Annotated in this window: 18 protein-coding genes and 1 other RNA gene; 13 read left to right on the top strand and 6 right to left on the bottom strand. The window is 52.3% G+C overall.

All coding sequences use genetic code 11. The features are described from left to right. Positions 1-73: 73 nt before the first annotated feature. A complete protein-coding gene (locus tag ACLU9Q_RS06355) occupies positions 74-1,741 on the top strand; it encodes a glycoside hydrolase family 13 protein (protein WP_412624776.1) in 1,668 nt (555 codons plus the stop codon). A 125-nt stretch (positions 1,742-1,866) separates the two neighbouring features. Then, entirely contained in the window at positions 1,867-2,490 is a 624-nt protein-coding gene (locus tag ACLU9Q_RS06350) for an HAD family hydrolase (RefSeq protein ID WP_412624775.1), read from the top strand. Between the two features lie 14 nt (positions 2,491-2,504). Here the strand turns inward: ACLU9Q_RS06350 and ACLU9Q_RS06345 are convergent, their stop codons facing one another. Further along, the gene (locus ACLU9Q_RS06345; protein WP_412624773.1) at positions 2,505-3,857 is read right to left on the bottom strand and encodes an MATE family efflux transporter; all 1,353 of its coding nucleotides are present in this window, start codon (positions 3,855-3,857) and stop codon (positions 2,505-2,507) included. Beyond that, on the bottom strand, positions 3,850-4,302 hold the full coding sequence (locus tag ACLU9Q_RS06340) for a MarR family winged helix-turn-helix transcriptional regulator (protein WP_412624771.1): 453 nt from the start codon (positions 4,300-4,302) through the stop codon (positions 3,850-3,852). The genes ACLU9Q_RS06345 and ACLU9Q_RS06340 overlap by 8 nt, the downstream gene beginning before the upstream one ends. Positions 4,303-4,483: 181 nt before the next feature. Between ACLU9Q_RS06340 and ACLU9Q_RS06335 the strand changes: the two genes are divergently transcribed. From ACLU9Q_RS06335 to ACLU9Q_RS06295, 9 genes are all read left to right on the top strand, one after another. After that, on the top strand, positions 4,484-5,020 hold the full coding sequence (locus ACLU9Q_RS06335) for a cob(I)yrinic acid a,c-diamide adenosyltransferase (RefSeq protein ID WP_308593795.1): 537 nt from the start codon (positions 4,484-4,486) through the stop codon (positions 5,018-5,020). Positions 5,021-5,076: 56 nt separating this feature from the next. Continuing rightward, entirely contained in the window at positions 5,077-6,294 is a 1,218-nt protein-coding gene (gene pepT / locus ACLU9Q_RS06330; protein WP_296834515.1) for a peptidase T, read from the top strand. A 193-nt stretch (positions 6,295-6,487) separates the two neighbouring features. Then, positions 6,488-6,991, top strand: coding sequence for a tRNA adenosine(34) deaminase TadA (gene tadA / locus ACLU9Q_RS06325; protein ID WP_412624768.1), 504 nt, complete (start codon positions 6,488-6,490; stop codon positions 6,989-6,991). A gap of 71 nt (positions 6,992-7,062) precedes the next feature. Then, the gene (locus tag ACLU9Q_RS06320; protein ID WP_412624766.1) at positions 7,063-7,944 is read left to right on the top strand and encodes a C39 family peptidase; all 882 of its coding nucleotides are present in this window, start codon (positions 7,063-7,065) and stop codon (positions 7,942-7,944) included. Beyond that, the gene (locus ACLU9Q_RS06315) at positions 7,898-8,698 is read left to right on the top strand and encodes a C39 family peptidase (protein WP_296834521.1); all 801 of its coding nucleotides are present in this window, start codon (positions 7,898-7,900) and stop codon (positions 8,696-8,698) included. The genes ACLU9Q_RS06320 and ACLU9Q_RS06315 overlap by 47 nt, the downstream gene beginning before the upstream one ends. An 84-nt stretch (positions 8,699-8,782) precedes the next feature. Next, the gene (locus tag ACLU9Q_RS06310; protein ID WP_412624763.1) at positions 8,783-9,721 is read left to right on the top strand and encodes an AAA family ATPase; all 939 of its coding nucleotides are present in this window, start codon (positions 8,783-8,785) and stop codon (positions 9,719-9,721) included. Between the two features lie 15 nt (positions 9,722-9,736). Next, positions 9,737-10,879 carry a DUF58 domain-containing protein gene (locus ACLU9Q_RS06305; protein ID WP_296836061.1) on the top strand — a complete coding sequence of 381 codons (1,143 nt, stop codon included), beginning with the start codon at positions 9,737-9,739 and terminating at the stop codon, positions 10,877-10,879. Beyond that, a complete protein-coding gene (locus ACLU9Q_RS06300) occupies positions 10,876-11,586 on the top strand; it encodes a hypothetical protein (RefSeq protein ID WP_298513216.1) in 711 nt (236 codons plus the stop codon). The genes ACLU9Q_RS06305 and ACLU9Q_RS06300 overlap by 4 nt, the downstream gene beginning before the upstream one ends. After that, positions 11,502-12,086, top strand: coding sequence for a hypothetical protein (locus ACLU9Q_RS06295; RefSeq protein WP_298513219.1), 585 nt, complete (start codon positions 11,502-11,504; stop codon positions 12,084-12,086). Before ACLU9Q_RS06300 ends, ACLU9Q_RS06295 begins: the two co-directional genes overlap by 85 nt. Before the next feature lie 9 nt (positions 12,087-12,095). Here ACLU9Q_RS06295 and ffs read toward each other — a convergent pair. Then, an RNA gene (ffs, locus tag ACLU9Q_RS06290) (signal recognition particle sRNA large type) lies at positions 12,096-12,357 on the bottom strand. A 188-nt stretch (positions 12,358-12,545) separates the two neighbouring features. Between ffs and ACLU9Q_RS06285 the strand changes: the two genes are divergently transcribed. Then, positions 12,546-13,877 carry a serine hydrolase gene (locus tag ACLU9Q_RS06285; protein WP_296836055.1) on the top strand — a complete coding sequence of 444 codons (1,332 nt, stop codon included), beginning with the start codon at positions 12,546-12,548 and terminating at the stop codon, positions 13,875-13,877. 12 nt (positions 13,878-13,889) lie between these two features. Further along, positions 13,890-14,153 (top strand): hypothetical protein, encoded by a 264-nt coding sequence (locus ACLU9Q_RS06280; protein ID WP_296836052.1) that lies wholly within the window; start codon positions 13,890-13,892, stop codon positions 14,151-14,153. A 127-nt stretch (positions 14,154-14,280) separates the two neighbouring features. On the opposite strand, the gene ACLU9Q_RS06275 is transcribed toward ACLU9Q_RS06280, so the two are convergent. The 3 genes from ACLU9Q_RS06275 to ACLU9Q_RS06265 form a co-directional block, all read right to left on the bottom strand. Then, positions 14,281-14,907: a DapH/DapD/GlmU-related protein gene (locus ACLU9Q_RS06275; RefSeq protein ID WP_296836049.1), complete on the bottom strand. Its 627-nt coding sequence runs from the start codon at positions 14,905-14,907 to the stop codon at positions 14,281-14,283. A 13-nt stretch (positions 14,908-14,920) separates the two neighbouring features. Then, positions 14,921-15,553 carry a sugar O-acetyltransferase gene (locus tag ACLU9Q_RS06270; RefSeq protein WP_296836046.1) on the bottom strand — a complete coding sequence of 211 codons (633 nt, stop codon included), beginning with the start codon at positions 15,551-15,553 and terminating at the stop codon, positions 14,921-14,923. Positions 15,554-15,616: 63 nt separating this feature from the next. Then, positions 15,617-17,008 (bottom strand): MATE family efflux transporter, encoded by a 1,392-nt coding sequence (locus ACLU9Q_RS06265; RefSeq protein ID WP_296836042.1) that lies wholly within the window; start codon positions 17,006-17,008, stop codon positions 15,617-15,619. Positions 17,009-17,071: the final 63 nt, after the last annotated feature.

Here is a 17,071-nt window from a genome sequence, read left to right as displayed (position 1 = left end):
GGAATTATACTGTACTCATCATTCAGAACGGGACGCATCCGGTTCTCACCAATTTTGAACGGAGGATTTGATTATGCAGAAAAAATGGTGGCACGGAAAGGTTGCCTATCAGATTTACCCGAAGAGCTTTCGCGATACCAATGGAGATGGTATCGGCGACCTTCGCGGAATTATTGAAAAGCTCGATTATTTAAAGGATCTCGGTGTGGATATCGTCTGGATCTCCCCCTGCTTCTGTTCCCCGCTGGCGGATCAGGGCTACGATATTTCCGACTATTACAACATCGACCCGCGCTTCGGAACCATGGAGGATATGGACGAACTGCTTGCCGAGGCAAAAAAGCGTGATATGTACATCGTCCTTGACCTGGTGGTAAATCACTGCTCAGATGAGCATGAGTGGTTCCAAAAGGCGCTCGCCGATCCGGACGGTCCTTACGGAAAATATTTTTATATTGAAGAATGCAAAGACGGGAAGCTGCCGTGCAACTGGCGCTCTTACTTCGGCGGTCCGGTCTGGGAACAGATTCCGGGAACCGACAAATATTACCTGCATGTGTTCCACAAAAAGCAGCCGGATCTAAACTGGGAAAATCCAAAAGTGCGTCAGGAAATCTACAAGATGATCAACTGGTGGCTGGACAAGGGCGTTGCCGGATTCCGCATCGACGCGATCATCAATATCAAAAAAGCGCTGCCGTTTAAGGATTATCCGGTCGACCGTGAGGACGGACTTTCCTCGATCCACTACATGTTGGAAGACGCGCAGGGCGTTCTCGATTTCCTGCATGAAATGTCGGATAACACCTTCAAGCCGCACAACGCCTTTTCCGTCGGCGAGGTGTTTAACGAAAAGCCGGATGAGTTGCCGGATTTCATCGGCGATAACGGCTGTTTTTCCACCATGTTCGATTTTAACGAGACGATTTTCGGCGGAAGCGCAAAGGGCTGGTATGACAGTCAGGTGATCACGCCAGATGACTACAAGCGCTGCTGCTTTGAGAGTCAGCGCAAAATAGCGGATATCGGTTTTCTTTCCAATATTATTGAGAATCACGACGAGCCGCGCGGTGTCAGCCGCTACATCCCGGAGGGCGACTGCTGCGAGGCGAGCAAAAAGATGCTCGGAACGATTTCCTTCATGCTCAAAGGGCTTCCCTTCCTCTACCAGGGACAGGAGCTTGGCATGGAAAATCTCACATTCGCCTCCATCGACGAGGTGAACGATATCAGCACGCTTGATGAATACCAGGTTGCCTTAAAAGCCGGCCTTTCCCCCAAAGAAGCGCTGAAAGCAGTCAACCGTCTCAGCCGCGACAACGCCCGTACCCCATTCCAGTGGGATGCCAGCGAAAACGCTGGTTTCACAAGCGGTACACCGTGGCTGCGCATAAATCCAAACTACACGCAGATCAACGCCGCCGAGCAGATGAGCCGCGAAGATTCCGTGTTCAACTACTATAAAAAGCTGACGGCGCTGCGCAAAAATCCGCAGTACGCGGACACCATCGTTTGCGGAAACCTGGAACCGGTGTGGGAGGACCGTCACAATCTGATGGCATTCTACCGCCGCGGCGAAGCTCAGACGCTGCTCGTCATCGCAAACTATCAGAAAGAGCCGCAGACCGTCACGCTTGATGCGCCGTATAAAAACGTAGTGCTGAATAATCTAAAGCAGCTTGACACGGACGGCACGACACTGCACCTTGCAGGTTATCAGGCAGTGATATTAGAAATGTAGGATACCGTTGAGATTTCATTCTTTTTATGATAAACTGTCCGAGGGCAATTCCGCACAAACGGGATTCCTGCGGGCAGTTTTTGCTGCCGCGCCCTCTATCATAAAGACGTATAAGGAGAGAAATCATGGATGGAATTATTTTTGATGTAGACGGAACGATCTGGGATTCTACAGATGTGGTTGCCGTTGCCTATAACCGCACGATCAGCGAAAACACTGATCTGCCGGTCCGTGTGACGCCGGATGATCTAAAGCAGCTTTTCGGAAAACCGATGGATGTGATTTTTTCCACGCTGCTCCCGTCCATCCCCTATGAGCGCCAGCGCGCGCTCGCAGAAATGTGTTTCAGGCAGGAGCATGCGGAGCTTGAGAAAAAGCCGGGCACGGTATACGAAGGACTGGAGGAAGCCTTAAAAGCGCTCTCTGCAAAGTACCCGCTCTACATTGTAAGCAACTGTCAGCTCGGCTATATCGAGCTGCTTTTCCGAAAAACCGGTTACGGCAAATATTTTAAAGATCATCTCTGCTTCGGACAGACCGGCACCTCCAAGGGACAGTCCATCCTGCGGCTGATGCGCGAAAATAATCTAACAGATCCGGTGTATGTTGGCGATACCCAGGGCGACGCCGACGCCTGCAGGGAGGCCGGGATTCCCTTCGTCTTTGCAGAATACGGATTTGGCAGTGTGGAAAACCCGGATTTCCGGATCAGACGACCGGCGGATCTCGTAACATTATTTGCACAATAATTATAGAAAACAGTCTACGCTTTCTGAGCACGCTTTCCCGGCGTTTTCTTATTTAAGTATATATAAAATACAATATTTAATAAGATCCCCACGGCTGTAGATGTCGGAGCTGCCAGCCCGATCCAGGTCAGACTGGCGTTGGGCTGGATACTCATAAAATAAGACATTGGCAGCCGTACCAGAAGCGTCTGGACAAGCCCCTGCACCATAACCCAGAGCGTCTTATCGTTTCCGTTAAAATAGCCGATCATGCTGAACAGGACAGCCGTCAGGATCGTTTCCGGCGCAAAGCCTTTCAGATACTCAAATCCCTTCTGAACAACCGCAGCATCCGTGGAGAAGAATCCCGCCAGCACATCGCCTTTCAGCATAACAAGGGCAAATACGGCACAACCAAATACCAGTCCCACGCCAATACCGGTAAACATCGCGCGTTTCGCCCGCTTTGTATTTCCGGCTCCCACATTCTGAGAAACAAAGGACGCCATCGACTGCATCAGCGCGCTTGGAATCAGCATGGCAAAATTTACAATCTTGCAGGCAACACCGTAGCCGGAAGAAGCCTCCAGCCCAAGACGGTTCACAAACGCACACAGGGCCAGGAAAGAAACCTGCGTCAGAAATTCCTGCAGCGCCAGCGGCAGCCCGATGCCCAGAAACTTCCGGCATTGCGGATTCAGCCGGAAATCTTTTTTGGTAATGGTAAACGGAAGCCCTTTTTTCACAAGCATTACCACGGCGCACACCACGCTGACCGCCTGCGCAAAAACTGTCGCAAGCGCCGCGCCGGCCGCATCCATGTGCAGCCCGGCAACCAACGCCAGATCGCCGATCACATTGACCACACAGGCGATCAGTACAAAGAGCAGCGGCGATCTGCTGTCTCCCAGACCTCTGAAAACAGAGGAAAGCAGATTATATGCCACGATAAAGAAAATACCGCTTCCGCAAATGCGCACGTAGCCGGACGTCAGATCGACCGCCTCCGCCGGAGCCTGCATCAGGACCGAGATCGGACGTGCAAAGCATACCATCAGAACAAAAAGCCCCGCAGAGATCAGTGCAAACACAACCTCTGCACCGCCAATGACCGGGCCGATCGCTTCCGAACGCTTTTCTCCCAGATAGCGGGCGATCAGAACGGTAATGCCCATTGCAAGCTGCGTAACCACAAAGGTAACAAGATTCAGTACCTGACTGCCGGTGGAAACCGCGGAAAGCCCGGAGGTGGAACCGAATCTTCCCACCACCAGCAGATCCACCGCCCCATATGCCGCCTGCAGCACCAGCGCACCTAAAATCGGGATCATAAAATATGCCAGCTTTTTCAAAATACTGCCCTGTGTAAAATCTGTTTTCTCATTCATAGAAAGAATCCCTCCACTCACACGTTCCACGATAAAATTTTTCCATAATCCGGATCATACAGTCTGCGTCCTCTTCGGAAATATCGGCAAGATGCGGCGCCAGGACGCCGAAATACTGCTCGTTATATCTGTACGACAACTGTTTCCCGGATTCTGTCATGGAAATATAGATAATGCGCCCATCTTCCGCAGACGCGATTTTCGTCAGATACCCCTTATTTTCCATTTCCTTGACCGTCCTGGTCACGCCCGGTCTTGGAAGTCCCAGCGCACTGCTGATGTCGGAAATCTTTACCCGGACGCCCCGGCATTCCAGCTTTTCAATAACATCAAGATATTGTATGTAAGATGGCGTAACGCCCGCCGGCAGTGGCGGAAGCATATCGCGGATCCGTTTTGCCTGATAACAGGCGTCCAGCATCTCCTTTATTTTCTCAACAGTCATACCAAATCTCCTTAAATTATTATCAAAGATAATTACCATTGGTAATAATAACGCCGGTTCTCTTTTTTGTCAAGTAATTGTTGCGATGAAAACGTCATTGCAAAGACAAAGAAGCGTGATATACTATTTAGGTAGAGACTCTGCTTATATTAGAAAAATCAGATGGAAAGGAAGATCGCAGATGGCAATGAAAACGACAGGTCTGGTTCATATTTACTGCGGGGACGGTAAGGGCAAGACGACCACTGGCATGGGGCTTTGCGTGCGCGCAGCCGGATATGGCTACAGGGTGCTGATCTACCAGTTTATGAAAAACAATCGCACAAGCGAGCGGAAGGTGCTTGAAAAGGTTGAAAATATTACGATCGTGGACGGGCTGGAGGAAGAGAAATTCAGCTTTCAGATGACAGAGGAAGAAAAAAAGGAACGGCGGCAGTTTTATGCGCAGCAGCTAAAGATGGTGACGGAGAAGGCGCGGGATGAGCAGTTTGACGTGCTGTTTCTGGACGAGGTGATCTATACCATCCGGGCGGGGCTTCTGGACGAGGCATTGGTGCTCGATTTTCTGGATCACAAGCCGGAAAAGCTGGAGGTCATTCTCACCGGGCAGGGACCGGACGAGGAGTTGCTTGCGCGGGCGGATTATGTATCGGAAATCTGCATGAGAAAGCATCCGTTCCAGAAGGGGCAGCCTGCCCGGGACGGGATTGAGCGGTAAACATCATAGTTGGGACTTTTGCCCCAACATCATGACAGCGGAAACAGGAGGAAATTATGAAAGCATATGAGAGACTTTTAAATTATGTGAAGGTGCACACAACGAGCTGTGATGAGAGCGAAACCACGCCCTCCACGCAGCGCCAGTTTGATCTTGGAAATCAGCTTGCCAGGGAGATGAAGGCGCTTGGTGTCAGCGATGTGCGTATTGATGAAAAATGCTATGTGTACGGCGTGATCCCGGCCACGGCAGGACTGGAGGGGGCTCCGGCGATCGGCTTTATCGCACACATGGACACGGCACCGGATTTCTCCGGCGAAAATGTAAAGCCGCAGATCATTGAAAATTATGACGGCGGGGACGTTGCGCTTGGCACGGAGCGGGTTCTTGCGGTAAAGGACTTCCCGCATCTTGCAAAGCTTGCCGGACGCACGCTGATCACGACAGACGGTACCACGCTGCTCGGTGCGGACGATAAGGCCGGCGTTGCTGAGATCATGACACTGGCGGAGGAGCTTTTAAAGGGCGATATCCCGCACGGAAAAATCTGCATCGGCTTTACTCCGGATGAGGAGGTCGGACGAGGCGCGGACTTCTTTGATGTGGAAGGCTTTGGCGCGCAGTTTGCCTACACGATGGACGGCGATGCGGAAAATCAGATCGAATACGAAAACTTTAACGCCTGCGGCGCAAACGTCACCTTCAAGGGATTTTCCGTGCATCCGGGCAGCAGCAAGGATACAATGATCAACGCCTCGCTTGTGGCGATGGAATTCAACAATATGCTTCCGTCCGGCGATACGCCGCGCGACACTGAAGGATATGAGGGCTTTTTCCACCTCTGCGGCATGAGCGGCGACGTGTCTGATGCGAAGCTGGAGTACATTGTGCGCGACCACAGTGCTGAAATGTTTGAATGCCGCAAGGAAACGCTGCGCCACATCACAAAGCTTCTGCAGGAAAAATACGGAAGCGACGCGGTGACACTGGAGATCATCGAACAGTACCGCAACATGAAGGAGAAGATCGAGCCGTGTATGCATCTTATTGAAAATGCAAAGCAGGCGATCAGGGACGCCGGGATGGTACCGGTGGAGGTGCCGATCCGCGGCGGCACAGACGGTGCGCGCCTTTCCTATATGGGTCTGCCCTGCCCGAACCTGGGAACCGGCGGACATGCGTTCCACGGTCCTTACGAGCATATTACCGCAGAGGGAATGGATCTTGCCGTGGAAGTGATGAAGGGTATTGTGAAATTATATGCGAAGCATTAGTATACACATGCTTGCGCAGAATGACGATCGCCTGGATGAGACGGCTCCGGGCATCTGAAAGGATACATCGGCAGGACAAAGCGGCGCGGGTGTCTGAAAAGGATATACCGGCAGGACAAAGCGGCGCGGGTATCTGAAAGGATACACCTGCAGGACAAAGCGGCGCGGGTGTCTGAAAAGGGGACGCAGAGAAATGGAAACAGTGGATATCAGAACACATGAAAAATTCATGCGCGAGGCGATCAGGCAGGCGAAAAAGGCGTATGCGCTCGACGAGGTGCCGATCGGCTGCGTGATCGTGCAGGACGGAAAAATTATCGCGCGCGGCTACAACCGGCGGAATACTGACAAAAACACGCTCTCCCACGCCGAGCTGATCGCGATCAGAAAGGCGGCGAAAAAGACGGGCGACTGGCGTCTGGAGGGGTGTACCATGTACATCACTCTGGAGCCGTGCCAGATGTGCGCCGGAGCGATGGTGCAGGCGCGGCTTACGGAGGCGGTCATCGGCAGCATGAACCCGAAGGCGGGCTGCGCGGGAAGCGTTCTCAATATTCTGGAAATGCCGCAGTTTAATCACCAGGTACAGGTGACGCGCGGCGTGCTGGAGACGGAGTGCAGCGAAATGCTCAGCCAGTTTTTCCGGGAGCTGCGGGAGAAGAAAAAAGCAGTTAAGGATTTGCTCCGAAAATCGTAAGCATTTATCATACAAAATTTAAAGAAGTTTTGCCCTCTGCCGGGTTATAATGATACGAAACGGAGGGGTTTATGAAACAGAAGAGGAAGGCAGATATGAAAACACCGATCATTCTCTGCGTGCTGGCTGCGGCGTTTGCAATTTATGCCGGGACATCCATGTCGGAGAAAGATTCTATGGAAACATCCGCCGCCGTGACAGAGGCGGCGGAGATCGAAACTGAAACAGAAATCGTGACGGAAACCGAGACAGAAACGGAAGATCCGCTGAAGGATTACCCGGAAAGTCTGGTCGCGTTTATGGAGAAATATCCGGAGGCGACACAGTTCGTTCTGGATTATCCGAAATATAAGGACGTACATAATGAAATTGACATTACCGGAGAGGTGACGAAGGGCGAGCTGCCGCTGTTTCTGCAGTGGGATGTGCGCTGGGGATATGAGCGGTACGGAAGCGATTTTCTTGCAGTCACCGGCTGCGGACCGACCTGCCTTTCCATGGTGCAGTGCGGTCTGAGCGGGGAGACAGTCTGGAATCCCTATGAAGTGGCAAAAATGGCGGAGCGGGAGGGTTTTTATGTGACCGGGCAGGGTTCCTCCTGGGATCTGATGGGCGCCGGGGCGGAAATGCTTGGGCTGCAGGTAAACGACGTAGTGCTGAGCGCCGAGGATATCACCGACACGCTGCGCGCCGGAATGCCGATCATCTGCTCCGTGGGACCGGGAGATTTTACGGACGCCGGTCATTTTATCGTGCTTGCCGGAGTGAACACGGACGGCAGCATTCAGGTAAACGATCCGAACAGCAGGATAAACAGCGAAAAGGCCTGGGATATCGAGCGGATTCTTCCGCAGATCAAGGGCATGTGGGCATACCGTTTTGATGGAACAAATAAGGAGACGCCTGATGAGATCGAGGAGAGGGAAATCATCCGGGAGGACGGAGGATACTAAAAAATTCAAAAAAAGACAGCGGCAGGTGCGGCGAAGGAAGCTGCTCATTCTGGCGGCGGCCGTGCTGGTCGTTCTGGGAGCGTTTGCTGTGCATTCCCGGAAAAAGCAGCGCACTGTTCCTGCCTGGATACCGATGGACGGCGAATATCCGGTCAGTATGCTGGAATTTATGGAAAAATATCCGCAGGCCACGGATTTCGTCATGGCATTTCCGCAGAAAAAGGATCTTCATCCGAGGATAGACATCACGGAAGATGTGCGATCCGGCGGCGTGCCGCTGTTTCTGCAGTGGGATGAGCGCTGGGGCTACGAGATCTACGGGGACGATTTTCTCGGCGTGAACGGCTGCGGACCAACGAGCCTTTCTATGGTGCAATGCGGTCTGACAGGAGATACAAAATGGAATCCATACGAGGTGGCAAAGCTGGCGGATGAGAACGGCTACTATGTGAGCGGCGTCGGTTCCTCCTGGGAGCTGATGGACACCGGGGCGCGGCAGATGGGGCTGCAGGTATTTGAGGTGCCGTTTACTGCGCAGGGAATTGTGGACACGCTGCAGTCCGGCAAACTGATCATCTGCTCCATGGGACCTGGCGAATTTACTTATTCCGGGCATTTCGTGGTGCTCACCGGAGTGGACAGCGACGGACGGATTTTCATTAACGACTCCAACAGCCGCGAGCGCAGCGCGCAGACGTGGGATGCGGATTATTTGCTGTCGCAGGCGGTCGCAATGTGGGCGTATGATTGCTGAAAATGCGGCGCCTGGCTGAAGCGGCTTTAGATAATTTAACCGCACAGGCGGAAATATTTTTGGTATACCGAATGAGGGAAAGACATGGAAAGAATTAAAAGCTTAAAGGAAAATATCGCAAAGGTGATGATCGGCAACGAGCAGACAACGGAGCTGGTACTTGCCTGTGTGCTTGCAAAGGGGCATGTGCTGCTGCAGGACGTGCCGGGCACCGGCAAGACGATGCTGGCGAAGTCGCTGGCAAAGTCCATCGACGCAGATTTTGGCAGGATCCAGTTCACGCCGGATATGCTGCCGTCGGATGTCACCGGGCTGAATTATTTTGACGCGAAGAGCGGGCAGTTTGTGTTTGCGAAGGGCCCGGTGTTCTGCAATATTCTGCTGGCGGACGAGGTAAACCGGGCGACGCCGAAAACACAGAGCAGCCTTCTCGAATGTATGGCGGAGCGGCAGGTCACAGTGGACGGGACGACGCGTGCCCTGGAGGAGCCGTTTCTGGTAATCGCGACGCAGAACCCGTTGGAAACACTGGGAACATTTCCGCTGCCGGAGGCACAGAAGGACCGCTTTCTCATGCAGATTTCCATGGAGGATCTGACACCGTTTATGGAAAAGAGCCTGCTGGAACGTTTTCTGGCAGGGCATCCGCTTGAGGAGCTGGAACCGGTCTGCGAAAAGAAGGATATCGTGGAGCTTCAGATGCGCTGCAGCGGCGTTTTTATCCACGGAGATCTGCTCAGATATATGATCGGGCTGGTTCATGCGACGCGCAAAAGCGCGCAGATCGAGCACGGTGTCAGCCCAAGAGGTTCGCTTGCGTTCGCACGGGCGGCGCAGGCGTTTGCGATGGTGCAGGGAAGGGACTATGTGGTGCCGGAGGACATTAAAGCGGTCGCAGTCCCCGTTCTGGCGCACCGCCTCGGACTATCGGCCGCGGAGGACAGCGACCGCGCGCGTGAGCAGATCATTCGCGGGCTGCTCTCGAAGGTGCCGCTGCCGACAGAGGAATGGGATAAACGGTAAAGGGACGGTTACGCGATGCTGCTGGTTATGCTGTTTTTGGGTGTGGGGATTGCTTATCTTCTGCAGAAAAATCTATATCGGCGTTTCTGGAACCGGAATCTGACGACAAGCGTTTCCTTCACGCAGAAATCCGCTTTTGAGGGCGAAACCTCTGCGCTGCAGGAAGTGATTGTGAATGACAAGCTGCTGCCGCTTCCGGCTCTTGAAGTGCGCCTTTCCATGGATCGAAATCTGGAATTTGTGAGCGGCGCAAAAGACAATTCAAGTATTTCAGACCTTTCTTATAAAAGAGACATTTTTTCCCTTTTCGGGCGTCAGAAAATTGTGCGGACGCTCCCGTTTGTATGCCGGAAGCGCGGCTTTTACCGCATTCAGAGGGCGGGCGTGATCGGATATGATTTTTTCTTTCATGAGGGCGGCTACCAGGAGGCCAGGCAGGATGCGCAGTTCTTCGTGTATCCGCGTCCGGTGGACACGGCGCGCATCCGTCCCGTCTGCCGTGCGATATCCGGCATGGTTTTGTCCAAAAACCGTTTCTATCCCGATCCGTTTGAATTTTGCGGCATTCGGGAATATCTTCCCACAGACCCCATGCACACAGTCAACTGGAAAGCGTCAGCAAAAAACGGCAGCCTGATGGTGAACCAGTATGATTCCACTACCAGTGTCCATCTGACGATTCTTCTGGATGTGACGGACGAAGGGATCTGGAAATATGAGGCGCTGACGGAGGAGAGCATCCGGATCGCGGCGTCGCTCGCTGCGCGCCTGGCGGCGCAGAATATGGAGCTGGATATCGTAAGCAACGGCGTCTGCAGCTATCCGGGTGAAGCAAAGCGACAGGGCAGCCTTTCCATGCATCTGAAGGCGGGCAGCGGACAGATGCCGGAGCTGAATCGCGCACTGGCGTGCATGGATACCGGAAAAAAGACGCAGCCGATCGCGGAAGTGATTGCCGCGGAGACTGCGAAACATAAAAGAGAGCACATCTATATATTGATCTCCAAAAACCAGGACGAAACGCTGCTGCCCAGGCTTCGCGCGCTGGCTGGCGGAGACAATCAGATCCTCTGGATCGTGCCGCTGCATCCGACAATGGAATTTATGCTTTCGCAGGCGGCAGGCATCCGGGCTGTGCGATGGGAGGTGACGGCGTGAAAATGCGCGGGGAAAACGTGACAGTATGCGTGGCATGGCTGCATGACATCCTTTTGTTTGCGGGATGCTATGTCATCGTGCCTGCACTTCTGGAGATGGAGACTGCGCAGGCGAATCGCTATTTTGCGGGCTGTCTATGGCTTCTGGTCCCGATTATCCTAAGCTGGCTCTGCATCCGGAAAATAAAAATGCTGGCGCTCTATCTTCTGGTCTGCGCGGCGGCAGCCGTGTGCATGAACGCACTCTCCGGATGTCTGCTGACCGGCATCCTGACGGCTCTCATCTTTCTGATCCGCGGTTATGTGCGCATCAAAAGAGGGAAACTTAAAAAGATGCTTCAGGAGATGCCGGGTGAGGCAGGCGCAGAACTGGATAAGGAATTGTGGGAGCTTCCGACGCTTCTCGATGCGCCGGAGGCGCTGCACTGGATGGTATTTGCCGGGTATTATGTGATATTGCTATATCTGCGAAAGGGCAGTCTGCTGAACCGGATTTTCTTTCTGGCAGTAGTCGATGTCTTTCTGGTGTTTATTTTTGAATATTTGTCGGGGCTGCGTATCTTTCTGGAGGATCACGGGAAAATCGCCAATCTTCCAAAGAAAAGCGTAAAAAAGCGGGGCATATGCTCCTTGCGCTTGCGCTGCCGCTTTTGCTTCTGTTTGTGCTTCCGTCTGTGCTCTATCACAGAGAGCCGCTCACAGAGCTGAAATTTGAGCTTCCCGGTGTGCCTGTCATGCCGGAGACGGAAGAAATGGAGCCCATGGACGGCGAAGAAGAGAAAAATCCGCTCGCGGCGCTGATGCAGGAGGAAATGAAAGAACCGCCTGCATGGATACGTATGCTTTCGGAAGCGTTCACATGGATGTTTTCGGCAGCCGTACTTATTTTCTGCATCAGTCTCATTTATCGCCTGTGCAGACATGCGATGCGTTCGTTTGCTGCCGGTGAGGAGGATCGGGTAATCTTTACGGAGGATGAGGAAGAAGAACAGGCACAGCCTGTGCTGCGCAAAAAAAGACACTTCTGGCAGCGCACAGATGAAAAATGGAAAATTCGCAGACAGTATAAAAGAGCGATCCGCAAAAATATGCCGGGTACGCCAGAAGGATGGGAAACACCCAGGGAGCTGGAGGAAAAAGCCAACGCACAGAGCGAGGCTGTGTCGAAAGAATTGCATGAGCTATATGAAAAGGCACGGTATCTGTAAATTTTATATCCACGCGCCGCACTTCGAATTCCCACCACAGACGTTACCTCTACAGTTAGCTCGGCTCAGGCACCCTCGCAACACACAGAAGATTCTGCTTAGTGCTGCTTCATTCCTGACCTGACACGGTTCACAGAGTTCTGTTGTGCAAGACCCAAACGTCAACGCCACTTATAGAGGGCAGCTCCACAATGAAAAACCCTCGGATTGGCATCACCCCTGCTGTAGCGGATTGCAGGTACAGGGCACCGCTATCTCCCCGGCTGCGTGGACTTTCTTACTATACCCGATTTTTTCAAAAATGTCAAGATGCCAGCGTCAAAAGCCAGTGGGATTGCGGCAGCCCTATTTCAATGACGTTTTCGTTTTTGTTTTCCAGCTATTTATATTTACAAAAAAACTTCTTTCGTGTATGATATTTCATATATTATTGCCTGCGAAAGGGGAAGGATAGGAGCAATGATCTTACGAAAATTTCAGAAACTTTACGGCTGTGCCCTGGGTGCGATACTCTTCGCCGCCGGCTCCTGGCAGCCTGCCTTTGCGATAGGAAGCGTTGTCGAAGCTCTGCCCAAAAGCACGCTGACAGAATGGCCAAGCCTGCGCTCCCGGACTGCTGCGGAGACTTCCGATGAGGTAATCGTCGACGAAAAAGCGGACAACACGGCGCACTTTCTCACACGCGAAGAGCTGCTGGAAGCTTTTGGCGGTCTGCCGCCGCTTCTTTACACCGGCTCCTTCTTTTTAAACCATATGAACAGCATCCCGGATTTTGTGCCGGGCGGCGACTATGAGCTGCATTCCTTTAATGGAAATCTGATCATGCGCCGTTCCTGGACATCCCTTAAAGAGGAAATCACAGACATGCTCGCAGGCTACGAGGGTGACTGGTCTGTTTACTTAAAGGATCTCTCACTTGGCCGGACCATGGAGATCAACGAGCACTCCATGGAATCTGCCAGTCTGATCAAGCTTTACATTGCCGGCGCCATCTATGAACAGCTTGCGCTCGGCAATCTAAGTGAAACAGACACGATCCTGTCCGCGCTCAACGACATGATCACAGTCAGCGATAACGAATCGTCGAATGTGCTGGTGCGCCAGATGTGTGATGAAAGCGGCGATTTCCAGACGGGACTTGCAAAGGTGAACGACTTTATTGCGCGCTATGGCTTCACAAATACCCAGCAGGTAAACGGCATCGCCGATCCTTCCCTGTGGGTTTCTGACGGACGCGTCAATATGACTTCTGCCGCGGATTGCGGCCGTCTGTTGGAGATGATCTATAACGGTGAGCTTGCATCGCATTTTTACTCCTTCCGGTTTGAGACGCTTTTAAACAGACAGGAAGTAAATTACAAGATTCCGGCAGGACTGCCGGAGGGTGTTCACATTTCACACAAAACCGGCGAGGTAGACGACACGGAGAACGACGCGGCAATCATTTACACACCATACGGCGATTATATTTTCTGCATTATGTCAACCGATCTGACTGACACAGACGCCGCAGTCGATCACATCCGCGAGATCACCCGGCTGATCTACGACTATTTCTGCGGAAATGCGCTCTATCCGAACGAATATATTCTGGTCGAGACAGTGCCCGAAAGCGACCGCTATGTTCTCGTGGAAACGGATGTGCCCGCTGCAGACCTGCTTGAGGGCGAACTGCTGGTGCCCTATGCGATTCACACCATCTCCAATGAGGTAGAGTGGAGCGTTGCGGCGGATCTGACAGACACCGAATGGGCAGCTTCAGAGACTTTTGCCGAATCGGAAGCAGAGTAAGGAGAGAAAAATATGTTTCGTTTATGGGGAAAAATATGGCAGGATAACCGCCTGCTGAAGGATACGACTATCTGCGACGATTCACAGGATACCCGCACGCACAAGATTTTCCGTGCGCTCGATGAGATCTGCGCACAGTTCGACCTGGGCAAACCTATCTGGCTGGATTCCAACATCCGCGAATTCCAGCGCCACAGCAAGACAAGGTTTACCCAGGACAATTTCATCGAACAGATTCCGTTCGATTTTTTAGAAATACAGGTCATTGAGGAATAAATCGGCGGGGCTTTGAATGCCCCGCCAAAACCTTCCCGACGATACCTTCTCTGCTTCACGTTGCCTTTTGCGCAGTCCCGCTTTCCAAAACTGCCTGCGCACAGGTCGCCTGTGCAACTGCTTTATGTTACCCTTTCCGCAGTTCTGCCTCTTCCAGGAGGTCCTCCTCCGTAATTTCCCGGTCCCGGAAATAATATTTTCTGTCCCGTTCTTCAATCAGGCGGATAACACGGCAGGGATTTCCTGCCGCAACGGAGTTTGCGGGTATATCATGCGTTACCACACTTCCGGCTCCGATTACCGAATTTTCCCCAATCGTCACGCCCGGACATATCACGGCACCGGCGCCAATCCAGCAATTATCCGCTATCTTTACCGGGGCGGCATACATATACTCCCTCATATCCGGGCAGATTGGATGCCCCACCGTGGCAATCGTAACCGCCGGACCGAACATCACCTTTTTCCCGACCGTTATCATTCCATCGTCGATAAAATTGCAATTTACATTAAGGTATGAGCCCTCTCCGATTTCAATATGGCTTCCATAGCAGAAATAAAACGGCGGCTCAATCCATATCCCTTTTCCCTGCTTCAGCATTCTGCCGATAAGCTCACATCTTTTCTCCGGTTCATCCGGCGCGCTGTCATTAAACTCCTTCATGTACCGCTTTCCCTGCAGCCGTTCCTGCGGCAACCCCTCGCACATATCCGTAAACAACTTTCCGTCACGGATTCTCTCATGCATGTTCATGACACATTCTCCTCTACTTTTCGTTAAGTATCCTCTCAACTTCCGTCCAGGCTTCCTCATCAAACTTGCGGTCGCGGAAGTAATATTTCCTGTCTTCCTCCGTGATTTTACGGATGACCCTGCACGGATTTCCCGCCGCAATCACCCATTCAGGAATGTCCTTTGTCACTACGCTTCCGGCTCCGATTACCGTATTGCTCCCGATATGCACGCCCGGACAGATAACGGTATTTCCGCCAATCCAGACGTTGTCCCCAATCGTTACCTCTATTCCGTATTCATACGCAGTATTGCGGGTATCGGGATGCACCGGATGCCCCGCCGTATAAATTGCCACATTCGGCGCCATCTGGCAGTTGTCCCCGATTATCACCTTCGCCACATCCAATATCGTGCAATTATAATTTGCGAAAAAATTCTTTCCGACTTCAATGTGCGTGCCATAATCGCAGTAAAACGGCGGATTGATAAAAGCCCCGTCTGATTTTCCCAGAAGCTCCTTTACAATCTCACTGATTCTGTCAAAATCGGACCTGTCCGCCGTATTCAGCTCCTGCGTCAGCCTCCGCGCCCGTTTTTGTTCCTCAAAAACCTCATTGTCAGAAATATACGGTAACTGTCTGTCTCTTCTTTCTTTGTTTGTCATTTTCTTTACACCTTTCCTTTCTACTTGATTTTCCGCCGCTCTCGCGCGGATGTAAAAACATAGCTATTCCTGCCCGCTGTCCATTCCCGCGTTTTCCACGGTCAGATTTTTTACCCATTTGTATTTTTTATAATGATGATAAACCGCCGGCAGCTTCACAAATTCATCCAGATTCAGCCAGAAATAAACCCAGAGAACCGGCAGCTTCAGCACAAACGCCGCTATTGCTCCGGCCGGTATGATAATCACCCACATCGTCACCGCATCGCAGCACAATCCGAATTTCGTATCTCCCCCGGCGCAGAAGATACCCGCCACCACCGTGGAATTGATGGATTTTCCAATCAGATAATAGCTGCAGATAAGCAGCATCCCTTTTAAATATTCTTTTGCCGAAAGGCTTAAATTCGACGCAAACAGGAAGATCACCGGGCTTAACGCCAGAAGGACGATTCCGGACAGCGCCCCTGCCAAAAGCGCAATCCTGCACAGCTTCCGCCCGTATTCCTTCGCCTTCTCCAGGTTTCCTCTGCCCAGCTCGTTTCCGACAATAATCCCGCTCCCTGCCCCAATGCCAAGACAGAAGCAGGCGATAATATTTTTTACAATATTCGCGATGGAATTGGCTGCGACCGCATCGCTTCCCAGATGTCCCATAATGACGGAAAACATCGTAAAGCCGCATCCCCATACCAGTTCATTTGCCAGAACCGGGGTCGTATAGTGGATGTAATCTTTTCTTAACGCGGAGTCCGGCGCTCTCAGGTACTGCAGGCGGATACGGACAACCTCCTCCTTCCGGTTTTCAGCCAGTACCAGGAGCAGCTCCGCTATCCTCGCAATCAGCGTTGCCAGCGCCGCTCCCCGGATTCCCATCACCGGAAAACCGCACAGCCCGAAGATAAACACCGCATTTAATATCAGATTGATTACAACAGCGGACGAGCCGTATATGGTGCTTCTCATGGTTCTTCCGCTGTTTTTCATAATGCACAGATAAATCTGCGACACGCCCATACAGAGATAAGAGCCGCTCACAATGCGCAGATAAGACGCCCCCGGAGCAATCAGCTCTGTCCCGTTTGTAAATATCCGCATCAGAAGCTCAGGACAGCAGACCGCCGCCAGAAAAAACAAAACGGAAACAAGAACAGACAACCGCAGCGCGATTGCCAGCACCTGCTCCACCGCCCATCGGTCTCCCTTTCCCCAGTACTGCGCCGCCAGGACAGTCGCCCCGATTGTCAGCGCCGCGTAAAACAGATTCAGCACAAACGAAACCTGTGTTGCAAGAGAGACCGCAGAGAGCGCCGTCTGTCCCTGCATTCCCAGCATCAGGGCATCCGAAGCGCTCACGATTGCAGACATAAGATTCTGCATCGCAATAGGCATCACCAGTGCAAACAGCTTTTTATAAAATTCTCCGTTTCTTTTTGCCTTTTCCCTGTATTTCATGCCGTCTCTCCCTTGCCGGTTTATCTTTGCGCTGCTATAATAATAGTAAAGCAGGCAGCGGAT

This window comes from Marvinbryantia sp. (assembly GCF_047017445.1).
In the GTDB taxonomy this organism is placed as follows: domain Bacteria; phylum Bacillota; class Clostridia; order Lachnospirales; family Lachnospiraceae; genus Marvinbryantia.
The sequence above is the reverse complement of the archived record's forward strand: the minus strand, read 5'-3'. Positions and strand labels throughout refer to the sequence as shown.